At 74.2% G+C, this 22720-nt stretch carries 20 protein-coding genes; 15 read left to right on the top strand and 5 right to left on the bottom strand.

The window, feature by feature from the left end; genetic code table 11:
• Positions 1-43: 43 nt before the first annotated feature.
• Together ABWU78_RS10440 and ABWU78_RS10445 are read right to left on the bottom strand one after the other, a co-directional pair.
• Positions 44-499, bottom strand: coding sequence for an NUDIX hydrolase (locus tag ABWU78_RS10440; protein ID WP_253052089.1), 456 nt, complete (start codon positions 497-499; stop codon positions 44-46).
• A gap of 350 nt (positions 500-849) precedes the next feature.
• On the bottom strand, positions 850-2193 hold the full coding sequence (locus ABWU78_RS10445; RefSeq protein ID WP_439158299.1) for a glycoside hydrolase family 6 protein: 1344 nt from the start codon (positions 2191-2193) through the stop codon (positions 850-852).
• Between the two features lie 135 nt (positions 2194-2328).
• Here ABWU78_RS10445 and ABWU78_RS10450 point away from each other — a divergent pair, with 135 nt between their 5' ends.
• On the top strand, positions 2329-2730 hold the full coding sequence (locus ABWU78_RS10450; RefSeq protein WP_439158300.1) for a PadR family transcriptional regulator: 402 nt from the start codon (positions 2329-2331) through the stop codon (positions 2728-2730).
• Positions 2731-2844: 114 nt separating this feature from the next.
• Positions 2845-4098 carry a hypothetical protein gene (locus tag ABWU78_RS10455; protein ID WP_439158301.1) on the top strand — a complete coding sequence of 418 codons (1254 nt, stop codon included), beginning with the start codon at positions 2845-2847 and terminating at the stop codon, positions 4096-4098.
• Between the two features lie 157 nt (positions 4099-4255).
• Here ABWU78_RS10455 and purB read toward each other — a convergent pair whose 3' ends face one another.
• Positions 4256-5752, bottom strand: a complete 1497-nt coding sequence (gene purB, locus ABWU78_RS10460; protein WP_439158319.1) for an adenylosuccinate lyase — start codon at positions 5750-5752, stop codon at positions 4256-4258.
• 186 nt (positions 5753-5938) lie between these two features.
• On the opposite strand from purB, the gene ABWU78_RS10465 reads away from it, so the two are divergent.
• Both ABWU78_RS10465 and ABWU78_RS10470 read left to right on the top strand, forming a co-directional pair.
• Entirely contained in the window at positions 5939-6253 is a 315-nt protein-coding gene (locus tag ABWU78_RS10465) for a hypothetical protein (protein WP_439158302.1), read from the top strand.
• Positions 6250-7920, top strand: coding sequence for a PGAP1-like alpha/beta domain-containing protein (locus ABWU78_RS10470; protein WP_439158303.1), 1671 nt, complete (start codon positions 6250-6252; stop codon positions 7918-7920). The genes ABWU78_RS10465 and ABWU78_RS10470 overlap by 4 nt, the downstream gene beginning before the upstream one ends.
• A 33-nt stretch (positions 7921-7953) precedes the next feature.
• Here the strand turns inward: ABWU78_RS10470 and ABWU78_RS10475 are convergent, their stop codons facing one another.
• The gene (locus ABWU78_RS10475; protein WP_253052101.1) at positions 7954-8343 is read right to left on the bottom strand and encodes a phage holin family protein; all 390 of its coding nucleotides are present in this window, start codon (positions 8341-8343) and stop codon (positions 7954-7956) included.
• 92 nt (positions 8344-8435) lie between these two features.
• Here ABWU78_RS10475 and hisC point away from each other — a divergent pair, with 92 nt between their 5' ends.
• The 7 genes from hisC to ABWU78_RS10510 all read left to right on the top strand — a co-directional run bounded on the left by hisC (position 8436) and on the right by ABWU78_RS10510 (position 15171).
• Complete coding sequence (hisC, locus tag ABWU78_RS10480; RefSeq protein ID WP_439158304.1) at positions 8436-9515, top strand: histidinol-phosphate transaminase; 1080 nt, start codon at positions 8436-8438, stop codon at positions 9513-9515.
• A gap of 72 nt (positions 9516-9587) precedes the next feature.
• Positions 9588-9854: a DUF805 domain-containing protein gene (locus ABWU78_RS10485; protein ID WP_353707207.1), complete on the top strand. Its 267-nt coding sequence runs from the start codon at positions 9588-9590 to the stop codon at positions 9852-9854.
• 314 nt (positions 9855-10168) lie between these two features.
• Entirely contained in the window at positions 10169-11281 is a 1113-nt protein-coding gene (pdhA, locus tag ABWU78_RS10490; protein ID WP_353709555.1) for a pyruvate dehydrogenase (acetyl-transferring) E1 component subunit alpha, read from the top strand.
• The gene (locus ABWU78_RS10495) at positions 11278-12270 is read left to right on the top strand and encodes an alpha-ketoacid dehydrogenase subunit beta (protein WP_353707208.1); all 993 of its coding nucleotides are present in this window, start codon (positions 11278-11280) and stop codon (positions 12268-12270) included. The genes pdhA and ABWU78_RS10495 overlap by 4 nt, the downstream gene beginning before the upstream one ends.
• Before the next feature lie 56 nt (positions 12271-12326).
• Positions 12327-13799 carry a dihydrolipoamide acetyltransferase family protein gene (locus ABWU78_RS10500; protein ID WP_439158305.1) on the top strand — a complete coding sequence of 491 codons (1473 nt, stop codon included), beginning with the start codon at positions 12327-12329 and terminating at the stop codon, positions 13797-13799.
• Positions 13800-14021: 222 nt separating this feature from the next.
• Entirely contained in the window at positions 14022-14384 is a 363-nt protein-coding gene (locus tag ABWU78_RS10505; protein ID WP_439158306.1) for a hypothetical protein, read from the top strand.
• An 85-nt stretch (positions 14385-14469) separates the two neighbouring features.
• Complete coding sequence (locus ABWU78_RS10510; protein WP_353707211.1) at positions 14470-15171, top strand: DUF6766 family protein; 702 nt, start codon at positions 14470-14472, stop codon at positions 15169-15171.
• 117 nt (positions 15172-15288) lie between these two features.
• Here the strand turns inward: ABWU78_RS10510 and ABWU78_RS10515 are convergent, their stop codons facing one another.
• Positions 15289-16044 carry an AraC family transcriptional regulator gene (locus tag ABWU78_RS10515; protein WP_439158307.1) on the bottom strand — a complete coding sequence of 252 codons (756 nt, stop codon included), beginning with the start codon at positions 16042-16044 and terminating at the stop codon, positions 15289-15291.
• Positions 16045-16127: 83 nt separating this feature from the next.
• Here ABWU78_RS10515 and ABWU78_RS10520 point away from each other — a divergent pair, with 83 nt between their 5' ends.
• From ABWU78_RS10520 to ABWU78_RS10535, 4 genes are all read left to right on the top strand, one after another.
• The gene (locus ABWU78_RS10520) at positions 16128-16925 is read left to right on the top strand and encodes a TSUP family transporter (RefSeq protein WP_439158308.1); all 798 of its coding nucleotides are present in this window, start codon (positions 16128-16130) and stop codon (positions 16923-16925) included.
• 166 nt (positions 16926-17091) lie between these two features.
• Positions 17092-18543, top strand: a complete 1452-nt coding sequence (locus ABWU78_RS10525; RefSeq protein ID WP_439158309.1) for an MFS transporter — start codon at positions 17092-17094, stop codon at positions 18541-18543.
• Positions 18544-18584: 41 nt separating this feature from the next.
• A complete protein-coding gene (locus ABWU78_RS10530) occupies positions 18585-20801 on the top strand; it encodes a molybdopterin oxidoreductase family protein (RefSeq protein WP_439158320.1) in 2217 nt (738 codons plus the stop codon).
• The gene (locus tag ABWU78_RS10535; protein WP_439158310.1) at positions 20798-22630 is read left to right on the top strand and encodes an FAD-dependent oxidoreductase; all 1833 of its coding nucleotides are present in this window, start codon (positions 20798-20800) and stop codon (positions 22628-22630) included. The genes ABWU78_RS10530 and ABWU78_RS10535 overlap by 4 nt, the downstream gene beginning before the upstream one ends.
• Positions 22631-22720: the final 90 nt, after the last annotated feature.

A 22720-nucleotide genomic window follows, 5' to 3' on the forward strand; every position in this document is an offset into this window, starting at 1 on the left:
TACCCATCGGGCGCGCGTGGCGGCACGCGAGCACGGCGCGCGGTCAGGCGGAGAGGACCCCCGCGAGCCGGTCGAGGACGATCCGACCCGCCGGCGGGACGCGGTGCGCGTCGGCCGGGGTCAGCCACGCGAGCTCGGCGATCTCGGCGTTCGGTGCCGGCTCGGGCGACCCGGGAGCCGGCTCGGCGTACATGCAGTGCATGCGCACGACCCGCCCGCCGAGGCCGTGCCCGGGCGCCTCGGCGACGAAGCCGGGGCGGACCGACGTCGGGTCGAGGCGCACCCCCAGCTCCTCGTGGATCTCGCGCACCAGCGCCTCGGCGTCCGACTCGCCGGGCTCGACCTTGCCGCCCGGCATGAAGAAGCGGTCCTTGCCCGTCGTGCGGACGGCGAGCAGGCGCCCGTCGCGGACGTTCACCCAGCCGACGGTGCGCAGCGGCGGCAGCGCGGCGGGCTCGGGGGAGGGCGGGTCGGTGCGGGGGAGGTCGTGCGACGTCACGCCCCCACTGTGCCATCTCCGGCGCGCCGCCTCCGCGGCGCCGTCCGACCCGGACGGCTCGACGCTGACGGCTCGACGACGACCGGCACCCCCGACGGCGCGTGGCGCACCCAGCAGCCACGCGCCGTCGGGCCTGCCTCTCGCGCGGCCCCAGTTCCGGCGAGAGGCGATGGTGCCGGGCCGGGCCCGGCACAGACGATCGTCACACCAACCGGCGAACCGTGCGCGCTGCGCACCCGCGCTAGCCCCCCCCAGAAGACGCCGAACACGACATCGCTGCCGTTATCCGGGCGATAACGGCAGCAATGTCGTGTTCGAGGGCGAGCAGGGTCGTGCTCGATGGCGTCGGGTCACCAGGACGCGTTGCGGGCCAGCTCGAGCGCGACGTCCTGCCACCACTGACCGGCGGGCGGCCCGCCGTTGCACGACCCGTCGCTCTCGCCGGGCAGCTTGACCCACAGCAGGGCGTCCAGGTGCGTGCCGTCGTCGACCGCGCGTGGCGGGTCGCCCAGCGCGCGACCGCGGGGGTTGCACCACTCACCATTGCTCCCGTTGCCGTTGCGGGACGTGTCGACGACGAACGACACGTCCCCGCCGAGCAGCGCCGCGACCTGCTCGCCGTACGCGCGCGACTCGGCCGTCGTGCGGTAGTTCGACGTGTTGAGCGCGAACCCGACGGCGTCGTCGAGGCCCACCTGCTGGAGGCGGGCCGCGGCGGTCGCCGGGCTCAGCCACGCGGAGTGGCCCGCGTCGATGTAGACGCGCGCTCCGGCGTCGGTCAGGATGCGCGCCGCGTCGCGCAGCATGCCGACGCGGTCGCCCTGGCCGGAGCAGTCGCCGAGCTGGGCGAGCGCGTCGGGCTCCAGGACGACCCACGGCTCGCCGACGATGCCGGACGCGACCGTCTGGACCCAGCTCCGGTACGCCGCCTCGGCGGTGCCGCCGCCCGAGTGCGAGCCGCAGTCGCGACCGGGGATCGCGTAGATCGTCAGGAGCGGCGTCGCTCCCTCGGCCGCGGCCGCGCTCGTGAACGCGGCGACCTTCGCGCGCGACACCTGCGCGTCCGCGTCGGTGACCCACGTCGACTGGGGCGTGAGCGCGATCTTCGCGAGCAGGTCCCGGTCCGTGCCCGACGCCGCCCGCCAGGCCTCCCACGCCTGGTTCGTCTCGTCCACGTGGAACGTCACGTCGTCCGGCGTCTCGGGCGGGTCGGTGGGGTCCGGCGGGTCGGTGGGGTCGGGCGGGGCGTCGCCGCCGCACGCGACGCCGTCGAGCGTGAAGCTCGCAGGCACGGCCGGGGCGGACGCGGCCGTGCCCACGAGGCCGAACGAGGCGCTGCCGCCCGTGGCGAGCGACGCGTTCCAGCCCACGTCGCCCACGGTGACCCGGCCGCCGTCGCGCCCGAGCGTGCCGTTCCAGAGCTGGCTGATGCTCTCGCCCGTCGGCAGGTCCCAGGCCAGCTCCCAGCCTGAGCGCGGGGCGCCGAGGTTCGTGACCGTGACGTCGGCCTGGAAGCCGCCGGACCACGCGCTCGTGATGCGGTAGTCGACCGTGCAGGCCGCGGAGGGCGCGGCCGCGCGGGTCGTCGCGAGCGCCGCACCGGCGGTCGCCGTGGCGCCCAGCGTCGCGAGGGTCGCGACGGCGGCGACGAGCGTCGCCGCACGGGGTCGTCGGGTGGGGGAGGTCGGTCTCATGCTCGGGGCTCCGTCGCCTCGGGGTCAGGACTCCGCCACGGTAGGGACTGTCGGGGAGCGCAGGGAGGGTGCGAAACGTTTCGCGCTGCGGCGCGTCGTGCTCCATAGGTTCGCCGCGAGGGTATGGTCGTCGCCATGGCATCCAGACCGCTCCAGGAACCCGCGTTCCTCGTCCTGTCCGCGCTCGCGGCCGGTCCGCTGCACGGGTACGGCATCGCGCAGGACGTCGAGTCCAGCTCCGACGGCCGCGTGACGCTGCGTGCCGGGACGCTCTACGGCGCGATCGACCGGCTCGTCGCCGCCGGGCTCGTCGAGGTCGACCGCGAGGAGGTCGTCGAGTCGCGCCTGCGCCGCTACTACCGGCTCACCTCGGAGGGCGGGACGCGCCTCGCCGCCGAGGCCGAGCGCGCCGAGGCGCAGGCGCGCCGCGCGCTCGAGCGCCTCGGTGCCAGACGGCGAGCGGGAGGAGGCCCGGCGAGCCATGTCGCCCCGCCGCCGCAGGCCGGTCGCGCCGACGGCGGGGCGGTGCTGGGATGAGCGGCAACGACGACCTCCCGCCGAGGCGGGCGCAGGTCAGGGGGCGACGCCTGCCGGAGTATTCGCAGGCGCACTGACTCCCGAGGTCAAGCGCGTAATGATAAGGTCGCGCTCGTGGCCACCATTCCTGTACTTCCTGTTGGCAAGGTGTTTGTTCCAGGCGGGAAGCCGACGGTTACCTACGTTCCTCGCGAGGAACTTAATCTTGAGCGGCGAATCGACGACTTCCTTGCTGAACGCGGAAAGGTGTTGTCGATCTCTGGTCCAACCAAGACTGGCAAGACCGTGCTCTTGAGGAGCCGCATTCAAGACGCGATCTGGCTCTCGGGTGGCACCATCTCGTCAGCGAGCGAATTCTGGGAGGTGCTGGCTGACGAGTTGGGCCTCTACACCGATACGACCACTACCGGCGAGCTCTCTCATACCGAGACCGTGTCGGGTTCCGGGGGCCTTAGCGCTGGGGTTGCCAGTGCGCAGCTCGCCGGCTCCGACGACACCACACGGTCGCACAGTCAGTCATGGACGCGGCAGCGGGCGCCGCGGAGTGTTGCGCGCGAACACATCCGAACGGACCCGTGGTCGGTAACCGTTGTAATTGACGACTTCCACTATGTTCCGGCGCCGGTTCAACTTGAGATTATTCGCAGTCTCAAGGACCTGGTATTCGACGGGATGGCGCTTATCGTCGTGGCGGTGCCCCATCGAGCGTACGATGTTGTGCGGGTTGAGAAGGAGATGACTGGGCGAGTTGCCCAACTAGAAGTCGGATTCTGGGACCAGGCGGATCTTCGCCAGATCTCCGAACGCGGGTTTACGGCCCTCAACGTTCAAGACGTGGACAAGATCACCGATCGTCTCGCCGCGGAAGCATTCCAGAGCCCACATCTTATGCAAGAATTTTGCCGTGAGATCTGCAAGCTCGCTGGCGTCTCCGTTACCGCGAGTTCGATAGTTGAACTTGCGAGCCCCGAGTGGCAGCAGTTTTTCTCTCGACTGGCTCCGGATACTTCCAAGGCGGCGTTCGATTTGCTTGCGCGTGGGCCGCGGCAGCGCTCTGACCGGAAGCCTCGTCGCCTTGCTGGCGGAGGGGAAACTGACATTTACGGCGCCGTGTTGCGTGGGATTGCCAAGACCGGACCGCTGACTGCGCTCACCTACGAGCAATTGCGTGGATCGCTTCGCGAGGTCCTTGCCGACGACCCGCCTCAGCGTCACGAAATTACACGTGTTCTGGAGGAAATGGCAAAGATTGCCCGAGAGCAGATTGAAGGTGAGCCGGTTGTGGACTATGACAACGAATTGGCGACCCTATATATCTCGGACCCGTATTTCGCGTACTGGCTGCGCTGGGGGACCCACAACTCATAGGTTCAGATCTGAGTTGGCCTGAATGTGCGAATCGTTTCTCTTCTGGCCGATGGATCGTGTGCCCTTTTCGGAGAGGCATTCATCCGAATGAACACGGGGTCGGCGGCCGAGATCTGTAGGATCCGAACGCCGACCATGTGCTCGGTGGGAGGCCAGGTCAGTCCAGGTACTCCGACACCAGGCGGGCCGCCAGGCCCGTGTACGTCGCCGGGGTGAGGTTCGCGAGGCGCTGGGCTACGTCGTCCGGAAGGCCGAGGCCGGCGACGAACTCGCGCAGGCGCGCGGCGTCGACGCGCTGGCCGCGCGTGAGGTCCTTGAGGCGCTCGTACGGGTTCTCCATGCCGGGGACGCCCGCGACGGACGCCGCGCGCATCGCCGACTGGATGGGCTCGCCGAGCACCTCCCAGTTCTCGTCGAGGTCCGCCGCCATGAGGTCGGCGTTCGCGGCGAGGGCCTTGAGGCCGCGGCGCACGTTGTCGATCGCGAGGAGCGAGTGGCCGAACGCGGGGCCGACGTTGCGCTGCGTCGTCGAGTCCGTGAGGTCGCGCTGGAGGCGCGAGGTGACGAGCGTGGCGCCGAGCGTGTCGAGCAGCGCGGACGAGATCTCGAGGTTGGCCTCGGCGTTCTCGAACCGGATGGGGTTGACCTTGTGCGGCATGGTCGACGACCCGGTCGCGCCCGGCACGGGGATCTGCGTGAAGAACCCGAGCGAGATGTACGTCCACACGTCGGTCGCGAGGTTGTGGAGGATGCGGTTGAAGCGCGCGACGTCGGCGTACAGCTCGGCCTGCCAGTCGTGCGACTCGATCTGCGTCGTCAGCGGGTTCCACGTGAGCCCCAGGCCCTCGACGAAGTGCTTCGACACCGACGGCCAGTCCACGCCCGGGACGGCGACGGTGTGCGCGCCGTACGTGCCCGTCGCGCCGTTGAGCTTGCCCAGGTACTCGGCCGCGCCGATCCGGCGGAGCTGGCGGCGCAGCCGGTGCGCGAGGACGGCGAGCTCCTTGCCGAGCGTCGTCGGCGTCGCGGGCTGGCCGTGCGTGCGCGAGAGCATCGGCACGTCGGCGTGCTCGCGCGCCATGTCCGCGAGCTGGTCGGCGAGCGCCGTCGCGGCGGGCAGCCACACGTGCTCGACGGCGCCGCGCACCATGAGCGCGTAGGACAGGTTGTTGACGTCCTCGCTCGTGCACGCGAAGTGCACGAGCTCGCCGACGCCGGGGAGCACGGTGTCCGCGCCCAGGGCGTCGGGCGCCGCGGCGAGGCGGCGCTTGACGAAGTACTCGACCGCCTTGACGTCGTGCACCGTCTCGCGCTCGATCGCGGCGAGCTCGGCGATCTCGTCGCCACCGAACGTCGCGGGGATGCGGCGCAGGTAGGCGACCTCGGCGTCGGAGAGCTGGGGCGCGCCGGTCACGACCGGGCGGACCGCGTTCTCGTCGACCGCCTGGACGCCGTTGCACAGCGTGATGAGCCACTCGACCTCGACGTGGATGCGCTCGCGGTTGAGCGCGGCCTCGCTGAGGTGGTCGACGAGCGGTGCGACGGCCGCGCGGTAGCGCCCGTCGAGCGGGCCGAGCGCGATCGGCGGGGTCACCTCGGCGAGCGACACGCGGGCAGGGGCGTCTGCGGCAGGGTTCTCGGGCACGCCCCTGATTCTCCCACGCGTGCCCGACGGCGGCCCGCGCCTCCCGCAGTCCGGGCACGCGGTCCTGGGCCGGCGCGCGATCCGTGGGCGCCGCGCGGTGCGTGGCCGTCCCCAGGACCGTCTTCCGAGCGGCCCGTCCACAGCGGCGGACGGGGCCGCGGCATCCGGGCCGAGGCCCTGCGTACGGTCCCCGCCATGTCCTCCTCGTCGCCCCCGCCGCCCCCGTCGTGCGACGCTGCGCCGTTCGGCGTCTCGCTCGCCCGGGCCCGGGTCCTCACCGCCCAGGACGACGTCGCGCGGGCCGGTGCCGCGCTCGTCGCGCCGGACCTGCCGTGGGCGGGCCACGCGCGCGCGTCGTACGACGATGCCGCCGCCGAGCGGCGCGCCGGTCTGCTCCGGCTCGGCATGCTGCTCGACAGCTGCCTCCTGCGCCTCGACGCGCTCACCGTCCTCGCCGAGGCCGAGGTGGCGAGGATCCGGGCCGAGCTCGCCGCGGCGGGGGTGCCGTGAGCGGCCCTCGCCCGGCACCCGTGGTCGTGGTGCGCGGCGGGACGGAGCCGACCGCGGTCGAGACGGCGGCGGTCGTCGCGCAGGCGGTGGCGCTCGGTGCGCGGGCGGACCTCGTCGCCGGGACCGTGGCCGCGCTCCGAGCCGCGCGGGACTCCGTGGACGTGACGACCGCGAGCCCCACGTCGTTCGCGGGTCGCCTCGCGGCACCGGCGCCGTTCCCGGCCACGTCGGGCTGGGACGTCCACGCCACGCCGTGCTGGTCGGTGGAGGTGCGTGCGGCGCGCGCGGCCGCGCTCGAGGCGTTCGACCTCGCGATCGGCCTCGCGCAGGAGCAGGAGCGGGGCCTGCGCGTCCTCGCGTCGCGCCTGGAGCATGCGGTGCGCGTCTACGACGACGCGGACGCCGCGGCGACGGCACTGTGGCAGGACCTCGCGCTCCTCGCCGTCGGGGGCCTCAGCCCGGTCGGTGCCGCCGCCGCCGGGCTGATCGGCATCCTCTCCCTGGGGACCGTCGGGGTCCTGCACTCGTTCCTGGAGGGTCGTCCGTCCGCGCTGAGGGTCGTCACCTCGGGAGAGTCGCTGCACCCTGCCACGATCCGTGCGCTGAGCCGGGCGATCGGCCTGCTCGACGCCGACCGCCCGTGGCACCGGATGCCGACCGTCGGCAACGGTGCGTCGGTGCTGCGCGGCCTCGCGCAGCCGCTGCGGGACCGCTTCCTGCCCGACCCCGACGTCCGGCTCGTCGACGCGCCACGCGACCTGCCGACGCCCACCGACGTGCGGTCCGCGCTCGGCGCCGTGGAGGCGCTCGCGACGGACTCGACGCTCAGCGTCCAGCGGATCGTCAAGGACGACGGCACCCCCACGTGGGTGGTCGCGATCCCCGGCACGCAGCCCGGCAATCTCCGGTCGGTCTTCACCATGACGTCCAACTACGACCTCATGGACGACGACCCGGCGGTGCGGGCGCGGGCCGACAGCACCCGCGCCGTGCTGGAGGCGATGCGTCAGGCCGGGATCGGGCCGGACGACGACGTCGTGCTCGTGGGGCACAGCCAGGGCGGCATGATCGCCGCGACCGTCGCGGCGGCGACCGTCGGGACGTACTCCGTGCGGCACGTCGTGACGGCGGGCTCGCCCGTCGCCGGCCACGCCCTCCCACCGGGGGTCAAGGGCACGCACCTCGAGACCCAGGGCGAGGGGATCTCCGACCTCGACGGCGCGGAGAACCGGGCGACGCCCGACAGGGTCACGGTGACGGGGACCCTGCCGGCTCCGGGCGGCGGGCCGTCGCTCGAGTGGCCGCACAGCGTGCACTTCCACCAGGAGGTCCTGGACGCCGCCGTCGAGGTGGGCGACCGTGGCCTCGAGGAGCACCTGGACGACGTCGAGCGGCTGCTCGACGGCCAGGCGGAGGAGCCGCTCGTCTACGAGGCGCGCCTGGTGCCCGACCCGGACACCACGTTCTGCATCGGGGACCTGGCGGTCCCGCGGTCGCTCACGCCCCCGTGGGCCCCGGGCACGCCGTTCCCGGGTACGCCGGGGGTGCCGGCGCCGGGGGCGCCGTCGCCCGCGGTGCCGGGGACCGCGCTCACGGGGAGTCCGGGGGCCGGTGAGCTCACCGCGCCGGGCCCGGACGGCGGGGGAGGCGACGACGACGCGCGGTAGCGGCGCCCGTCCCGCGGACCGAGGCGGCCGGGGTCAGCGGTCCTGGGCCCGGGGCACGACGGCCGAGACGGCGAAGTTGATGAGCCCGATGATCAGGGCCGCGAGCAGGGCCCACCAGAACCCGCCGATGATGCGGATGCCCCAGTCCGTCTGCTCCGTGATCCACGCGGTGAGCATGAGCATGAGCGCGTTGACGACCAGCGAGAACAGCCCCAGCGTGAGGATGTAGAGCGGGATGGACAGGATCTGCACGATCGGCTTGATGATCGCGTTCACGAGCGAGTAGAGCAGGGCCACCACGAGGATGATGACGACCTGCCCGCCGGCGGTGTCGGACCCGACGATCTGGAAGTGCTCGTCGATGAACAGGCTCGTGAGCCAGATCGCGAGGCCGGTGACGAGGACGCGGACGACGAAGCTCATACCGGGCATCCTGCCATCCGGGCGGCGCCCGGGCACGGCGCCGGGCCGCGCCCCGGCGGGACCGCGCCGGGCAGGTGGCATGATCGAGGACCGTGGCCCACGAACCCCGCGTCCCCCTGCGTCCCGCCGTCGCCGCGCTGCCGGCCTACGTCCCCGGCGCCCGTGTCGCCCCGGGCGCGGCGGCGTTCAAGCTCTCCTCCAACGAGAACCCGTACCCGCCGCTGCCGTCGGTCGTCGCCGCGATCGCCGACGCGGCCGCGGACGTGAACCGCTACCCGGACATGTACGCGACCGAGCTCACCGAGGCGCTCGCGGCCGACCTGGGCGTCGGCGCGGACGAGGTCGTGGTGGGCAACGGCTCGGTCGCGGTGCTCGCGCACGTGCTGCAGACGGTCGTCGAGCCGGGCGACGAGGTCGTGTACCCGTGGCGCTCGTTCGAGGCCTACCCGATCGCGGTCGCGGTCGCGGGCGGCACGTCGGTCCAGGTGCCGCTGCGGACCGGGGCGGACGTCGGCCGGCTCGACCTGCCCGCGATGGCCGCGGCGATCACGGAGCGGACGCGCGTCGTGATGGTGTGCACGCCCAACAACCCGACCGGTCCGGTCGTGCACCGCGAGGAGCTCGACGCGTTCCTCGCGGCGGTGCCGTCGGACGTGCTGGTCGTGCTCGACGAGGCGTACCTGGAGTTCGTGCGCGACCCCGAGGCCTCGGACGGCCTCGCGGTGTACGCGCAGCACCCGAACGTCGTGCTGTTGCGCACGTTCTCCAAGGCGTACGGCCTGGCGGGACTGCGCGTGGGCTACGCCGTCGCGCGCCCGCGGCTCGCGGCGGGGATCCGCGCCGTGTCGACGCCGTTCGGCGTCTCCCACGTCGCGCAGCGCGCGGCCATCGCGTCGCTCGCGGCGCGCGACGAGCTGCTGCAGCGGGTCGAGCACCTCGTCGCCGACCGCGCGCGCCTCGTCGAGGGCCTGCGCGACCAGGGCTGGGTGCTGCCGGAGTCGCAGGCGAACTTCGTGTGGTTCGACCTGGGCGAGCGCACCGCGCAGCGCGCCGAGGAGGCGCGCGCCGCCGGGGCGATCGTGCGCCCGTTCGCGGGCGAGGGGCTGCGCGTGAGCGTCGGCGAGCCGGAGGCGACGGACCTGTTCCTGCGCGTGAGCGCCACCTGGCTCTGAGGCCGTCCGTCCCGGACCCGTGCCGAGCGGTCCCTGTTGCCGGGCGCCGACGGCGCGAGAACACTCGCGAGCATGGACTCCATCGATACCGACCAGCTCGTCGACGAGTACGGCTGGGCCTTCGGCACCGCCGCGCTGGTCCTCTACGTCGCGCTGGCGGTGATCTTCCTCGTCGCCTACGTCCGGATCATCCAGAAGGCCGGCTACTCGGGCTGGTGGATCCTCGTGGGCCTGGTGCCGATCCTCAACGTCGTCATGTTCCTCGTCTTCGCGTTCTCGCGCTGGCCGGTGCTGCGCGAGCGCGACGCGCTGCGCGCGGGCGGCGCGTACCCGAGGTAGGGCGGGCCCCCGTCGGCGCGGGGGCCGCCCGGTGGGGATTGGAGGATCCCTACAGCCTGTCGCGGCGGATCTTGGGCGACACGTCGGCAGCCGAACCTACGGTGTCGTAGCCTACGCTTGCGTAGGCTACGGAGACGTAGGTTCCGACGGCGCCCCGACCGGGCGCCTCCTGCCCCCGAGCGGGCCGGCCGCACGGCCGGGCCGCACCGAAGGAGAGTCGCGTGACCGAGAACGACGCGAGAACCGCCGCGCGGGACGGCGCGAGCACGCCCCCCGACCTCCCCGACGTCGCGGGCGGTCCCGACGACGCCCCCCTGCTCCAGCTCGTGACGCCGGCCGGATCTCGCGTCACGACCCCCGAGACGGACGGCTACCGCGAGCGCGTCGCCCACCTCGACGCCGCGGCCCTGCGCGGCCTCTACCGCGACATGGTGCTCACGCGCCGCTTCGACGACGAGGCGACGTCGCTCCAGCGCCAGGGTGAGCTCGGCCTGTTCGCGCAGGCGAAGGGCCAGGAGGCGGCGCAGATCGGCTCCGGCCGTGCGCTCGCCCCGCAGGACTACGTGTTCCCGTCCTACCGCGAGCACGGCGTCTCGCACGTGCGCGGCATCGACCCGACGGCGCGCCTGCGCCTGTTCCGCGGGGTCGACCACGGCGGGTGGGACCCCACGGAGCACAACGTGCACCTGTACACGCTCGTCATCGGGTCGCACACGCTCCACGCGACCGGGTACGCGATGGGCGTCCAGCGCGACGGCCTCGTCGGGTCGGGGGACCCGGAGCGCGACACGGCCGTCGTCACGTACTTCGGCGACGGCGCGACGTCGCAGGGCGACGTCAACGAGGCGCTGGTGTTCGCCGCGGTGAACAACGCGCCCGTCGTCTTCTTCTGCCAGAACAACCAGTGGGCGATCTCCGAGCCGACGACCAAGCAGTCGCGCGTGCCCCTGTACCGCCGCGGTGGCGGGTTCGGCGTGCCCAGCGTGCGGGTCGACGGCAACGACGTGCTCGCGTGCTACGCCGTGACGGCCGAGGCGCTCGAACGGGCGCGCACGGGCGGCGGTCCGACGTTCGTCGAGGCGTTCACCTACCGCATGGGCGCGCACACGACGTCGGACGACCCGACCAAGTACCGCTCGCGGGCCCAGGAGGAGTACTGGCGCCGTCGCGACCCGATCGACCGGCTCGAGAACCTGCTCCGCGCCGAGGGCGCGTGGGACGACGCGTTCGCCGCCGACGTCGCGGCCGAGGCCGACGCGCTCGGCGAGCGGCTGCGCGACGAGGTGCGCGCGCTCGCCGCGCCCGACCCGTCGACCATGTTCGACCACGTCTACGCGACGCCGAACGCCGTGGTCGAGCGCGAGAAGGCGTGGTTCGCCGACTACCAGCAGTCCTTCGAGGAGCCGGCCGCGGAGGTGGCCCGATGAGCGAGAACAAGACCCTGACCCTCGCCCGCGCGATCAACGAGGGCCTGCGCCGGTCGCTCGAGACCGACCCGAAGGTCCTGCTCATGGGCGAGGACATCGGCGCGCTCGGCGGCGTGTTCCGCGTGACCGACGGGCTCCAGAAGGACTTCGGCGAGGACCGCGTCGTCGACACGCCGCTCGCGGAGTCCGGCATCCTCGGCACGGCGATCGGCCTCGCGCTGCGCGGCTACCGGCCGGTGTGCGAGATCCAGTTCGACGGGTTCATCTTCCCCGCGTACGACCAGATCACCACGCAGCTCGCGAAGATGGGCTACCGCTCGGGCGGGAAGCTCCAGGTGCCCGTCGTGATCCGCGTGCCGTACGGCGGCGGGATCGGCGCCGTCGAGCACCACAGCGAGAGCCCCGAGGCGCTGTTCGCGCACACCGCCGGGTTGCGCGTCGTGTCGCCGTCCACGCCGCAGGACGCGTACACGATGATCCAGGAGGCCATCGCCTCGCCCGACCCCGTGCTGTTCTTCGAGCCCAAGGGCCGTTACTGGGAGAAGGGCCCCGTCGAGGTCTCCGGCCGCGGCGAGGGCGCGACCGTGCTGGACCGTGCGCGCGTCGTCCGCCCCGGCACCGACCTGACCCTCGTCGCGTACGGCCCGACCGTCGCGACCGCGCTCCGCGCCGCCGCGGCGGCCGAGCAGGAGGGACGCAGCGTCGAGGTCGTGGACCTGCGCAGCATCTCCCCGCTCGACACCGTGACCGTGGTGGAGTCCGTGCGCCGGACCGGGCGCTGCGTCGTCGTGCACGAGGCCCCGGCCTACCTGGGCTCGGGCGCCGAGGTCGCGGCCCGCGTGACGGAGGAGTGCTTCTACTCGCTCGAGGCGCCGGTGCTGCGCGTCGGCGGCTTCCACACCCCGTACCCCGTCGCCAAGATCGAGCACGACTACCTGCCGAGCCTCGACCGCGTGCTCGACGCCGTCGACCGCGCATTCGCGTTCTGACGCGCGTCCGCCGCGACCTCGACAGCGCCGACCGGGACCACCAGGAGGACCACGCAGTGCCCACCTTCGAGAAGTTCAACCTCCCCGACGCGGGCGAGGGCCTCACCGAGGCCGAGATCGTGCAGTGGCACGTCGCCGTCGGTGACGCCGTGACGGTCAACCAGACGATCGTCGAGATCGAGACGGCCAAGTCGCTCGTCGAGCTCCCGTCGCCGTACACGGGGGTCGTCACGGAGATCCTCGCGCCCGAGGGGACGACGGTCGAGGTCGGCGTGCCGATCATCGTCGTGGACACCGACCCGTCCGGCATCGCGCCGGCGCCCGCCGCGCCGGCCGGCGTCGTGCCCGACGGCGCGGACGCGGCTCCCGCTCCTGCCTCGCCCGCCCCGGGTGCCGGGTCGGAGGGCGGGGCGACCGCCGCGGCCGGCGGCTCCGGCTCGGTGCTCGTGGGATACGGGACGGTCGAGCCGGGCACGGCCCGTCGCCGCCGCCGCGCTCCGGACGCGGCCCCGGCCGCCGCTCCGGTCGCGGCCCCGGCCGCCGTCGTCCCGGCTCCTGCCCCGGCGCCCGCGGCCGTGCCTGCGGCGAGCGCGCCGACGCCCGCCGCCGTCGGGCACGTGCACCTGCCGGTGCTGGCGAAGCCGCCGGTGCGCAAGCTCGCCAAGGACCTCGGGGTCGACCTCGCCAGCGTCGCCGGCACCGGCCCGGGCGGGATCGTCACGCGCGAGGACGTGCAGGCGTACCACGAGCAGGCGAAGGCCAAGCCGCTCGCGACGTACGCCGACGACGACCAGCCGTGGCTCGCGTCGGGCGCCGTCACCCCGGACGGTCGCCAGACGCGCGTGCCCGTGAAGTCGGTGCGCAAGCGCACGGCCGAGGCGATGGTGACGAGCGCGTTCACCGCCCCGCACGTCACGGTGTTCCACACGGTCGACGTCACCAAGACCATGCGCCTCGTGCACACCCTGCGCGAGGACCGGGAGTTCGCCGACGTGCGCGTCACCCCGCTGCTCGTCACCGCCAAGGCGCTGCTCCTCGCCGTGCGCCGCCACCCGGAGATCAACGCGAGCTGGGACGACGCCGCGCAGGAGATCGTCTACAAGCACTACGTGAACCTGGGGATCGCCGCCGCGACGCCGCGCGGGCTCGTCGTGCCGAACATCAAGGACGCGCACCGGCTCGACCTGCACGGCCTCGCGGGCGAGATCGCGGACCTCACCGCGACCGCGCGGGCGGGCCGCACGTCGCCCGCCGACATGTCCGACGGCACCATCACGATCACGAACGTCGGCGTGTTCGGCATCGATACCGGGACGCCGATCCTCAACCCGGGCGAGGCCGCGATCCTCGCGTTCGGCGCGATCCGCGAGCAGCCGTGGGTCCACAAGGGCAAGATCAAGAAGCGCTGGGTCACGCAGCTCGCGCTGAGCTTCGACCACCGCCTCGTCGACGGCGAGCTCGGCGCGCGCGTGCTCGCCGACGTCGCGAAGGTGCTGGAGGACCCGGCCCGCGGCCTCGTCTGGGGCTGAGCCCGCGCGGTGCTCCGCTTGCGGGCACCCGGGGAACGGCGAGCATGGGCCTCGGAGGAGCCGGTGAACCTCACCGGTGTCGTTCGGGGGAGGTCGCGTGCGCAGCGCTCGGGGCAGGGCGGTCCGGCCGACGGCGGGAGCCGGGCCGGGAGGCGGGCGCCGGGCCCGGGCGGCGATCCCCACGGGTGCGCTCGTCGGCCTCGCGGCGCTCGGCCTCACCGCGTGCGCCGGGCCGGGGGCCGCGGACGCCCGGGCCGCGTCGAGGAGCTCGCGGCCGCGGTTGCCGGGGGTGACGGCGCCGCCGCGTGCGACCTCCTCCTGCCCGACGCCGCCGACGCGCTCGCGGCGGACGAGGGCGAGCCGTGCGCGGACGTGGTCGCCGCGCCCGACGGGCCGCTCGCGGCGCTCGCCGCCGCGGGGGACGACCTCGTCGTCGAGGACGTCCACGTGGCCGGCCGCCAGGCGCAGGTCGTCACCGCGACCGACACCCTCTTCCTCGCCGTGTCGGGCGACGGCTGGATGGTGACCGCCGCCGGCTGCACGCCGCGGGAGGACCGCCCCTACGACTGCGAGGTGGAGGCGTGAGGGTCCCGCGGCTGATGTTCTGGGCCACGCTCGTGCTCGTCGGCGCGAGCCTCGCCGTCACGTTCGTGCTCGCGGCGGTGCACCGATGAGCGCCGGTCCCCGCAAGGGCGGCGTCCTCGGCGGGCTGCGCGCCAGCTCTCTGAGCCTCTTCTTCGCCGCCGCGTTCCTCGCGTCGCTCGTCGCCCAGGCGGTGAGCGGGGTCGCGGTCTTCAACACGGACCAGCGCGCGGCGGGGCTGGACCCCGTGACGTTCGGTCAGTACGTGGCGTCGTCGGCGTTCTGGGTCGACGTCACCGAGAACTGGCAGTCCGAGTACCTCCAGTTCCTGCTCTTCATCACCGCGACCGTGTGGTTCGTGCAGCGCGGCTCGCCCGAGTCGAAGAAGCTCGAGGAGGCCGGGCGCGAGTCCGACGAGGACCAGAAGGTGGGCGAGCACGCGACGCCCGACTCCCCGGCCTGGGCGCGGGCCGGGGGCTGGCGGCTCGCGGTCTACTCGCGCTCGCTCTCGCTCGTCATGGGCGCGATCTTCCTCGGCTCGTGGGCGGCGCAGTCGGCGGCGGGCGCCGTCGCGTTCAGCGAGGAGCAGCTGCGCGAGCTGGAGGACCCGGTGCCCTGGACCGAGTACCTCTCGATGCCCGACTTCTGGAGCCGGACGTTCCAGAACTGGCAGTCCGAGATGCTGGCGGTCCTGAGCATGGTCGTGCTCGCGATCTACCTGCGGGAGCGCGGGTCGCCCGAGTCGAAGCCCGTCGGCTCGTCGCACGAGGCGACGGGCGTCGAGGGCTGACCGCGGTGGCGCTCGCGGGCCGGCCGCGTACGCAGGTCCGCAACGCCGAAGCGGTGCCGGGTGCTCGGCGGGGTCCGGGCACCACCTCGGTCGCTGCAGGAGAACCTGCCCGCCGGTTCAGCGGAAGCGCGACGGCGGTCTTCCGAACGTGCGGGTGAACGCTGCGGTGTACGCGGCGGGGGTCGCGTAGCCGAGTCTCGCTGCGACCCGCGTCACGGTGGAGTGCCGCAGGAGCGGCAGGCTCGCCAGGAGGCGCGCGCGGGCGCGCCACGCTGCCGGGCTCGACCCGGTCGTGGCACGGAACGCGCGGTCGAGCGTTCGCTCGCTGAGCGCGGCCGCGCGGGCCCAGTCGGCGTTGGTCACCCCGACGTCCGGGTCCGCGAGGTAGGCGGTGCACAGCTCGCGCAAGGGCCCGGCGTGCGGGAGACTCACCGAGAGCGGTACCGGCGACACACGACGCAGCTCGTGCAGCGCCAGACGGACGACGAGGCCGTCGCGCCCGTCGGCGTCGTACTCGGCCTCGAGGTCGTTCGCCGCGCGCAACAGCTCGCGCAGGAGCGGCCCCACGTCGACGACCGTGCACGTCGTGGGCCACCAGGGGACGGCGTCCGGCTCGATGTACAGGCTCCACGTGGTCACCTCGAGCATCCGCACCGCGTGCGGCGTGGCCGGGGGGATGAGCACCGCGCGGTCCGTCGGGACGGTCCACGACCCGTCGTCCGTCTCGACGAGCATGACGCCCCGCGCGCCGTAGAGCACCTGCGCCCGACGGTGCTCGTGGCGCTCCAGCAGCGTGTCGGGCGGGTAGTCGGTGCCGATCGGCAGCACGTCGACGCGAAGGTGGTCGAGATCGGTGAGGGCGACGTTCCGCACGCGCTCACCCTAATGGCGGATTCGCGAAGAGATCAGGCAGGGAATCGATCGTCTGCCAGCGTCGCGCACTCTGAGATGGGGGTATGGAGCATCTCGTCCTCATCCTCGTCGGGGTCGGCGTCGGTGTGACCACCGTCCTCTTCGGCTTCGGCGGCGGGTTCGTCACCGTGCCCGTCGTCGCGCTCGCCGACGCCGGCCTCGGCCAGGCCGCGCTCGGCGTGGCGACCGCGACCTCAGCACTCGTCATGGTCGTCAACGCCGCCGTGGCCACCGCGGCGTCGGACCGTCGCGAGCTCGCCCGGCTCGCCGATCGGGCCCCGCTGCTCGCGCTCCTCGCGGCGGGCGGAGCCGCGGGCGCCCTCGCCGGACGCCTGGCACCCGGCGAGCTCCTTCGCTGGGGCTTCGTCGCCTACCTCGCGCTCACCGTCGTCGACCTGCTCGTCCGGCCCGGGTTCTTCCGTCGTTCCCGGTCTCGAGACCCACGGAGCGCAGACCCGCTCGGCGGGCGATCCTGGTGGGGGCTGCCGGTCGGTGGCATCGCGGCATTCCTCGGGGTCGGCGGGAGCGTCGTGACGGTGCCGCTCCTGCGCAGGGCCGGCGCGACGATGCGTGCCGCGACGACTCTTGCCAACCCGCTCACGCTCGCGATCGCCGCCCCCGCACTCCTCGTCACGCTCATCACGCGGGGAGCCGCGCCAGCAGCCCCGGGGCTCGTGGGAAGCGTCGACGTCGCGGCCGCTCTGGCCCTGCTGGCGGGAGCGACACCCGTCGTGGTCCTGCTACGCCGCCGACCACCCCGGATCCCGGACAGGGCCCACTCCACGGGCTACCTCCTGCTGCTCGTCGCCGCCGGGGCGACCGTCGCTCTTGCCGACGTCTAGTCCGCGCCGGGGAACCGTGCCCGTCGGAGGTGCCCGGGCATGCTCACAGCGGCCCGGCGGTCCCTGTGCGGAAACCCTCACACGGGCTTAACGGCGGTCGCGCGCGGGGGAAACACGGCGTTCCTAGCGTCCTGATCACTGACCGGGACCTGCTGAAGGAGCCGCCATGTCCGCGCCCACGAGCCCCACCACCCACGAGGGTGAGCAGTCCGCAGCGCACCCCTCCGGCACCACGACCGTCGCGACCTCCGCGCCCGCCACCACGGGGCCGCACCACCGCTCAGGGCGGTGGATCGACCGCTGGGACCCGGAGGACCCGACGTTCTGGCGCGACGGCGGCCGGAAGGTCGCGACGCGCAACCTGTGGATCTCGGTGTTCGCCGAGTTCCTCGGGTTCGCGGTGTGGGCCCTGTGGTCGATCGTCGTGCCGCAGCTCCCCGCCGCCGGGTTCGCGTTCACCGTCGACCAGCAGTTCTGGCTCATCGCCGTGCCGAGCCTCGTCGGCGCGACGCTGCGCATCCCGTACACGTTCGCGGTGCCGCTGTTCGGCGGCCGCAACTGGACCGTGGTCTCGGCGCTCCTGCTCCTGCTCCCGACGGCGGCGCTCGCCGTCGCGGTGCAGGACCCGGGGACGCCGTTCGGGGTCATGCTCGCGGTCGCGGCGCTCGCGGGCTTCGGCGGCGGGAACTTCGCGTCGTCGATGGCGAACATCTCGTTCTTCTACCCCGAGCGGGAGAAGGGCAAGGCGCTGGGGCTCAACGCCGCGGGCGGCAACCTGGGGACGGCGGTCGTGCAGCTCGCGGTGCCGCTCGTCATCGTCGCCGGAGCGGGCGTCGCGCTCGAGCGCGCGGGGCTCATGATGATCCCGTTCATCCTGCTCGCGGCGTTCCTCGCGTGGCGGTTCATGGACAACCTGTCCACCGCGAAGGCCGACCCGAAGTCGTTCGCCGCCGCGACGCGGAACAAGCACACGTGGATCATCTCGTTCCTCTACATCGGCACGTTCGGGTCGTTCATCGGGTACGCCGGGGCGTTCCCCCTGCTGCTCACGGGCCAGTTCCCCGAGGTGACGCTGTCGATCGCGTTCCTCGGCGCGCTCGTCGGCTCGGTCACGCGGCCCCTCGGCGGCGTCGTCGCGGACCGGGTGGGCGGCACGCGCGTCACCATCGCGTCGTACGGCGTCATGGCGCTCGGGGCGTTCGGCGCGATCCAGGCCCTGCGGTCGCACAGCTTCGCCCTGTTCTTCGCCTCCTTCCTCGTCCTGTTCGTCGCGACGGGCATCGGCAACGGCTCGACCTACCGCATGATCCCGGCCGTCTTCCAGGCGAGCGCCGTCCCGGGCGGCGCGCTCGACGGGCCGACGGCGGTCGACGCCGCCGCTCTCGACGAGGCGCGGGCCCGCGCGCGCAAGGCCGCGGCCGGGTGCATCGGCATCGCGGGGGCGATCGGGGCGTTCGGCGGGTTCCTCATCCCGCGCGGGTTCGCGGCGTCGACGAGCCTCGCCGGCTCGCTCGTCCCGGCGCTGTGGGCGTTCATCGGGATGTACGCCGTCATGGCGGTCGTCGCCTGGGCGGTGTACCTGCGCAAGGGGTCGGCGCTCGCGTCGGCCGGGATCTGAGCGTGGACACGCACTGCCCCTACTGCGCGCTCCAGTGCGGCATGTCCCTGACGCCCGGCGCAGGACCGCTCCCGGTCACCGTCGCCCCGCGCGACTTCCCCACCAACCGGGGTGGGCTGTGCCAGAAGGGCTGGACGAGCGCGACGGTCCTCCGCGCGGCGGACCGGATCACGACCCCGCTGCTGCGCGGGAGCGACGACGCGCTGCACCCGGCGTCGTGGGGCGAGGCGCTGGACGTCGTGGTGGCCGGGATCGCCCGGGTGCAGGCGGAGCACGGGTGGGACGCCGTCGCCGTGTTCGGCGGCGGCGGGCTGACGAACGAGAAGGCGTACGCGCTCGGCAAGTTCGCGCGGACGGTCCTGCGCACCGCGAACATCGACTACAACGGGCGCTTCTGCATGGCGTCGGCGGCAGCCGGGGCGAACCGGGCGTTCGGCGTCGACCGCGGGCTGCCGTTCCCGCTCGCCGACCTCGGCGGGGCCGACGCCGTGCTCCTGCTCGGCTCCAACCTCGCCGAGACCATGCCGCCGTCGGTCCAGCACCTCGCGGGCGTGCGCTCGCGCGGCGGGCTCGTCGTCGTGGACCCGCGCCGCAGCGCCACCGCGGCGCTCACGGGAGAGCCGGCGGACGTCGTCGGGCAGCGTGCCGTGCCCGACGACGGTCGGTCGCCGGGGCGGCTGGTCCCGCCTCCGGGCGCGGGGCCGGTGGGCGACCAGGGCGTGCACCTCCAGCCCGTGCCCGGGACCGACCTCGTCGTGCTGCTCGCGCTGCTGCACGTCGTGGTCACGGAGGGGCTCGCGGACGCGGAGTACCTCGCCGCGCGCACGTCGGGGTTCGACGACGTCCGGCGCTCCGTCATGGCGTGGTGGCCCGAGCGCGCGGAGACGGTCTGCGGGGTCCCGGCCGAGCGGCTGCGGTATGTGGCCCGCCTGCTCGCCGCGGCGTCGCCCGCCCGCGGCGGCGCGGGCGCGTACGTGCTCACGGGCCGCGGGGTCGAGCAGTCGACGCAGGGCACCGCGACGGTGACTGCCGCGATCAACCTCGCGCTCGCGCTCGGCCTGCCGGGCCGCGTCGGCTCCGGGTACGGCGCGATCACCGGCCAGGGCAACGGGCAGGGCGGTCGCGAGCACGGCCAGAAGGCCGACCAGCTCCCGGGCTACCGCAGGATCGACGACCCGGCGGCGCGCGCGCACGTCGCGTCCGTGTGGGGCGTGGACCCGGCGACGATCCCCGGTCCGGGGATGCCCGCCGTCAGGCTCCTGCGCGCGCTCGGCGCCCGGCCCGGGCCGGCCGGTGCGCGGACCACCTACGCCGAGGACGGGCGCCCGCGGGCGCTGCTCGTGCACGGGTCGAACGTCGTGGTCAGCGCGCCGGACGCGGACCAGGTCGCCGCGAACCTGCGTGCCCTCGACCTGCTCGTGGTGTGCGACCTCGTGCGGTCGGAAACGGCGCTGCTCGCGGACGTCGTGCTGCCGGTGACGCAGTGGGCCGAGGAGGAGGGCACCATGACGTCGCTCGAGGGGCGCGTCATCCGGCGCCGTCGTGCCGTCGACGCGCCCGGCGAGGCGCGCTCGGAGCTGTGGATCCTCGCGGAGCTCGCGCGCCGACTGGGCTCGTCCGTCTCCTTCCCGACGGACCCCGCCGTCGTCTTCGACGAGCTCGCGCGCGCGTCCGCGGGCGGGGTGGCCGACTACGCGGGGTTGAGCCACGCGCGTCTCGACGCGGACGAGGACGACGGCGGTCCGGGGCTGCACTGGCCGGTGCCCACCGCGGACCACCCGGGGACGCCGCGGCTGTTCCTCGACCGGTTCGCGACCCCGGACGGGCGCGCGCGGATGGTCGTGGTCGACCACGTCGGACCGAGCGACGACGTGCGCGCCGACGCCCCGCTCTACCTCGTCACGGGTCGCGTGCTGCAGCACTACCAGTCAGGCGCGCAGACGCGCCGCGTGCCGGAGCTCGACCGGCTCGTGCCGGAGCCGTTCGTCGAGCTCCACCCGGTCCTGGGCGTGCGGCTCGGGGTCGACGACGGCGACCGCGCCCGCCTCACGACGCGCCGTGGCGAGATCGAGGCCGTCGCGCGGTGGACCGACCGGATCCGCCCGGACACCGTCTTCATGCCCTTCCACTGGAGCGGGGAGGGCAGCGTCAACCGGGTCACCACCGACGCGACCGACCCGGTCTCGGGCATGCCCGAGTTCAAGGTGTGCGCCGTGGACGTGCGGCGCGCGTCCACGGCGCAGGAGGTGGTCGCATGACGCGCGTCGTCGTGATCGGCAACGGCATGGTCGGGTCGCGGTTCGCGAGCGACCTCGTGGCGCGCTGCGGGGCGCCCGCGGGGACGTCGGCCGTGGAGGTCACCGTGCTCGGCGCGGAGGAGTACGCGCCGTACAACCGCGTGCTGCTCAGCGAGGTCGTGGCGGGCAAGGTCGACGTCGCGGCGATCGGCCTGCCGGGGGCGGACGACGCCCGCGTCACGGTGCGCCGCGGCACCGAGGCCATCGCGATCGACCGGTCCGCGCGCCGCGTCGTCACGGGCGACGGCGCGCACCCGTACGACGTCGTCGTGCTCGCGACGGGTGCGGCCGCGCGGGTCCCCGACCTGCCGGGCCTGACGGACCTCCCGGGCGGCCTGCCCCGCGGCGCGCACGCGCTGCGCACGCTCGACGACGCGCGCGAGATCGTCGCGGCGTCGCTCAACGCCCGGCACGCCGTGGTCGTCGGGGCGGGCGTGCTCGGGCTCGAGGTCGCGTGCGGGCTCGCACGTCGTGGCGTCGCCGTCAGCCTGGTGCACGGGGGCGCGAGCGTCATGGACCGCCAGCTCGACGGCGCCGCGGGCGGCGTCGTCGCGCGCGGCCTCGCGGGCCTCGGCGTGCGGACCTGGACGCGTGCGCGCACCGAGCGGGTCCTCGTGACCGACGGCTCCGTCCGGGGCGTGGCGCTCCGCGTGCCCGACGGCGGTGCTCCCGACGGCCCGTCGACCCACCCGGGCGGTGGCGCCGGGGCAGCGGCCGACGCGACGCGGCTCGTCGACGTCGAGGCCGACCTGCTCGTGCTCGCGTGCGGCACCGTGCCCGAGGCCGGGCTCGCGCGCGCGGCGGGCCTCGCGGTCGACCGGGGCGTCGTCGTCGGGCCCGACCTGGCGAGCCCCGACGACCCGCGCGTGTTCGCGATCGGCGACTGCGCGCGGCCGCCCGAGGGCGGCACCGGGCTGATCGCGCAGGGCTGGGACCAGTCGCGCCGGCTCGCCGACCACCTCGCGGAGCGGTGCGCGAGCTCGACCGACCGGGGCGGCGCGGTGAACCCGGACGCCGCGCAGGGGGCGGCGTCGGGGCGCCCACGGGTCCGCCTGGGGGTCGACGCCGACCGGCCGAGCATGGCGCTGCGCCTCGCCATGAACGTCGTCGCGCGCCCGCTCGGGGAGCCGCACGGGCCGTCGGCACCGGGCCTGTCCGGGGTCGCCGCCCACCCTGCCGGTCCCGGGTCCACGGGTCGTCCGCGCCCTCCTGGTCCCGGGAACCCCGGTGTGGACGAGCGCCCGAGGGCCGGGACCGACGTCGTGCGCGTCAAGGCGGCGGGGCTGGAGATCGTGACGATGGGCGTGTGCGGCGAGCGGCGGGCGCCCGACCCCGCGCACCGCTCCGTGACGCTGAGCGACCCCGCGTCGGGGCGGCACGTCGAGGTCGTCGTCGCGGACGGCCTGCTCGTCGGCGCGACGTGCGTCGGCGCGCCCGAGGTGGGCGCGGACCTCACCGCGACGTACACCCGTCGGGTCCCGGTCCCCGCGGACCCGGCCCACCTGCTGCTGCGCCCTGTCGCGCAGGCCCCCGCGCCGGCGTCGTCCCCGACCCACATGCCCGACCGCACGACCGTCTGCACGTGCAACGGCGTGACCAAGGGCGACGTCGTCGGGTGCTGGCACGACGGCGCCCGCAGCGTCGACGACGTCGCGCGGGCCACCCGCGCGACGACGGGCTGCGGGGGCTGCAAGGACGTCGTGTGCGGTCTGGTCGACTGGCTCACGAAGGCGGACCCGGACCAGCCGAAGGACGAGGCAGCACCGGCGCCCGTCGGCCTCGGCATGTGAGATCGGCGGGCCTAGTCGAGATCGGCAGTCACGACCGCCGATCTCGGCACGACCTGCCGATCTCGCCCCGCTCCGCCGACCTCACACGGC

The sequence above is a fragment of the Cellulosimicrobium sp. CpK407 genome, assembly GCF_051844275.1.
Classification (GTDB): Bacteria; Actinomycetota; Actinomycetes; order Actinomycetales; family Cellulomonadaceae; genus Cellulosimicrobium; species Cellulosimicrobium cellulans_G.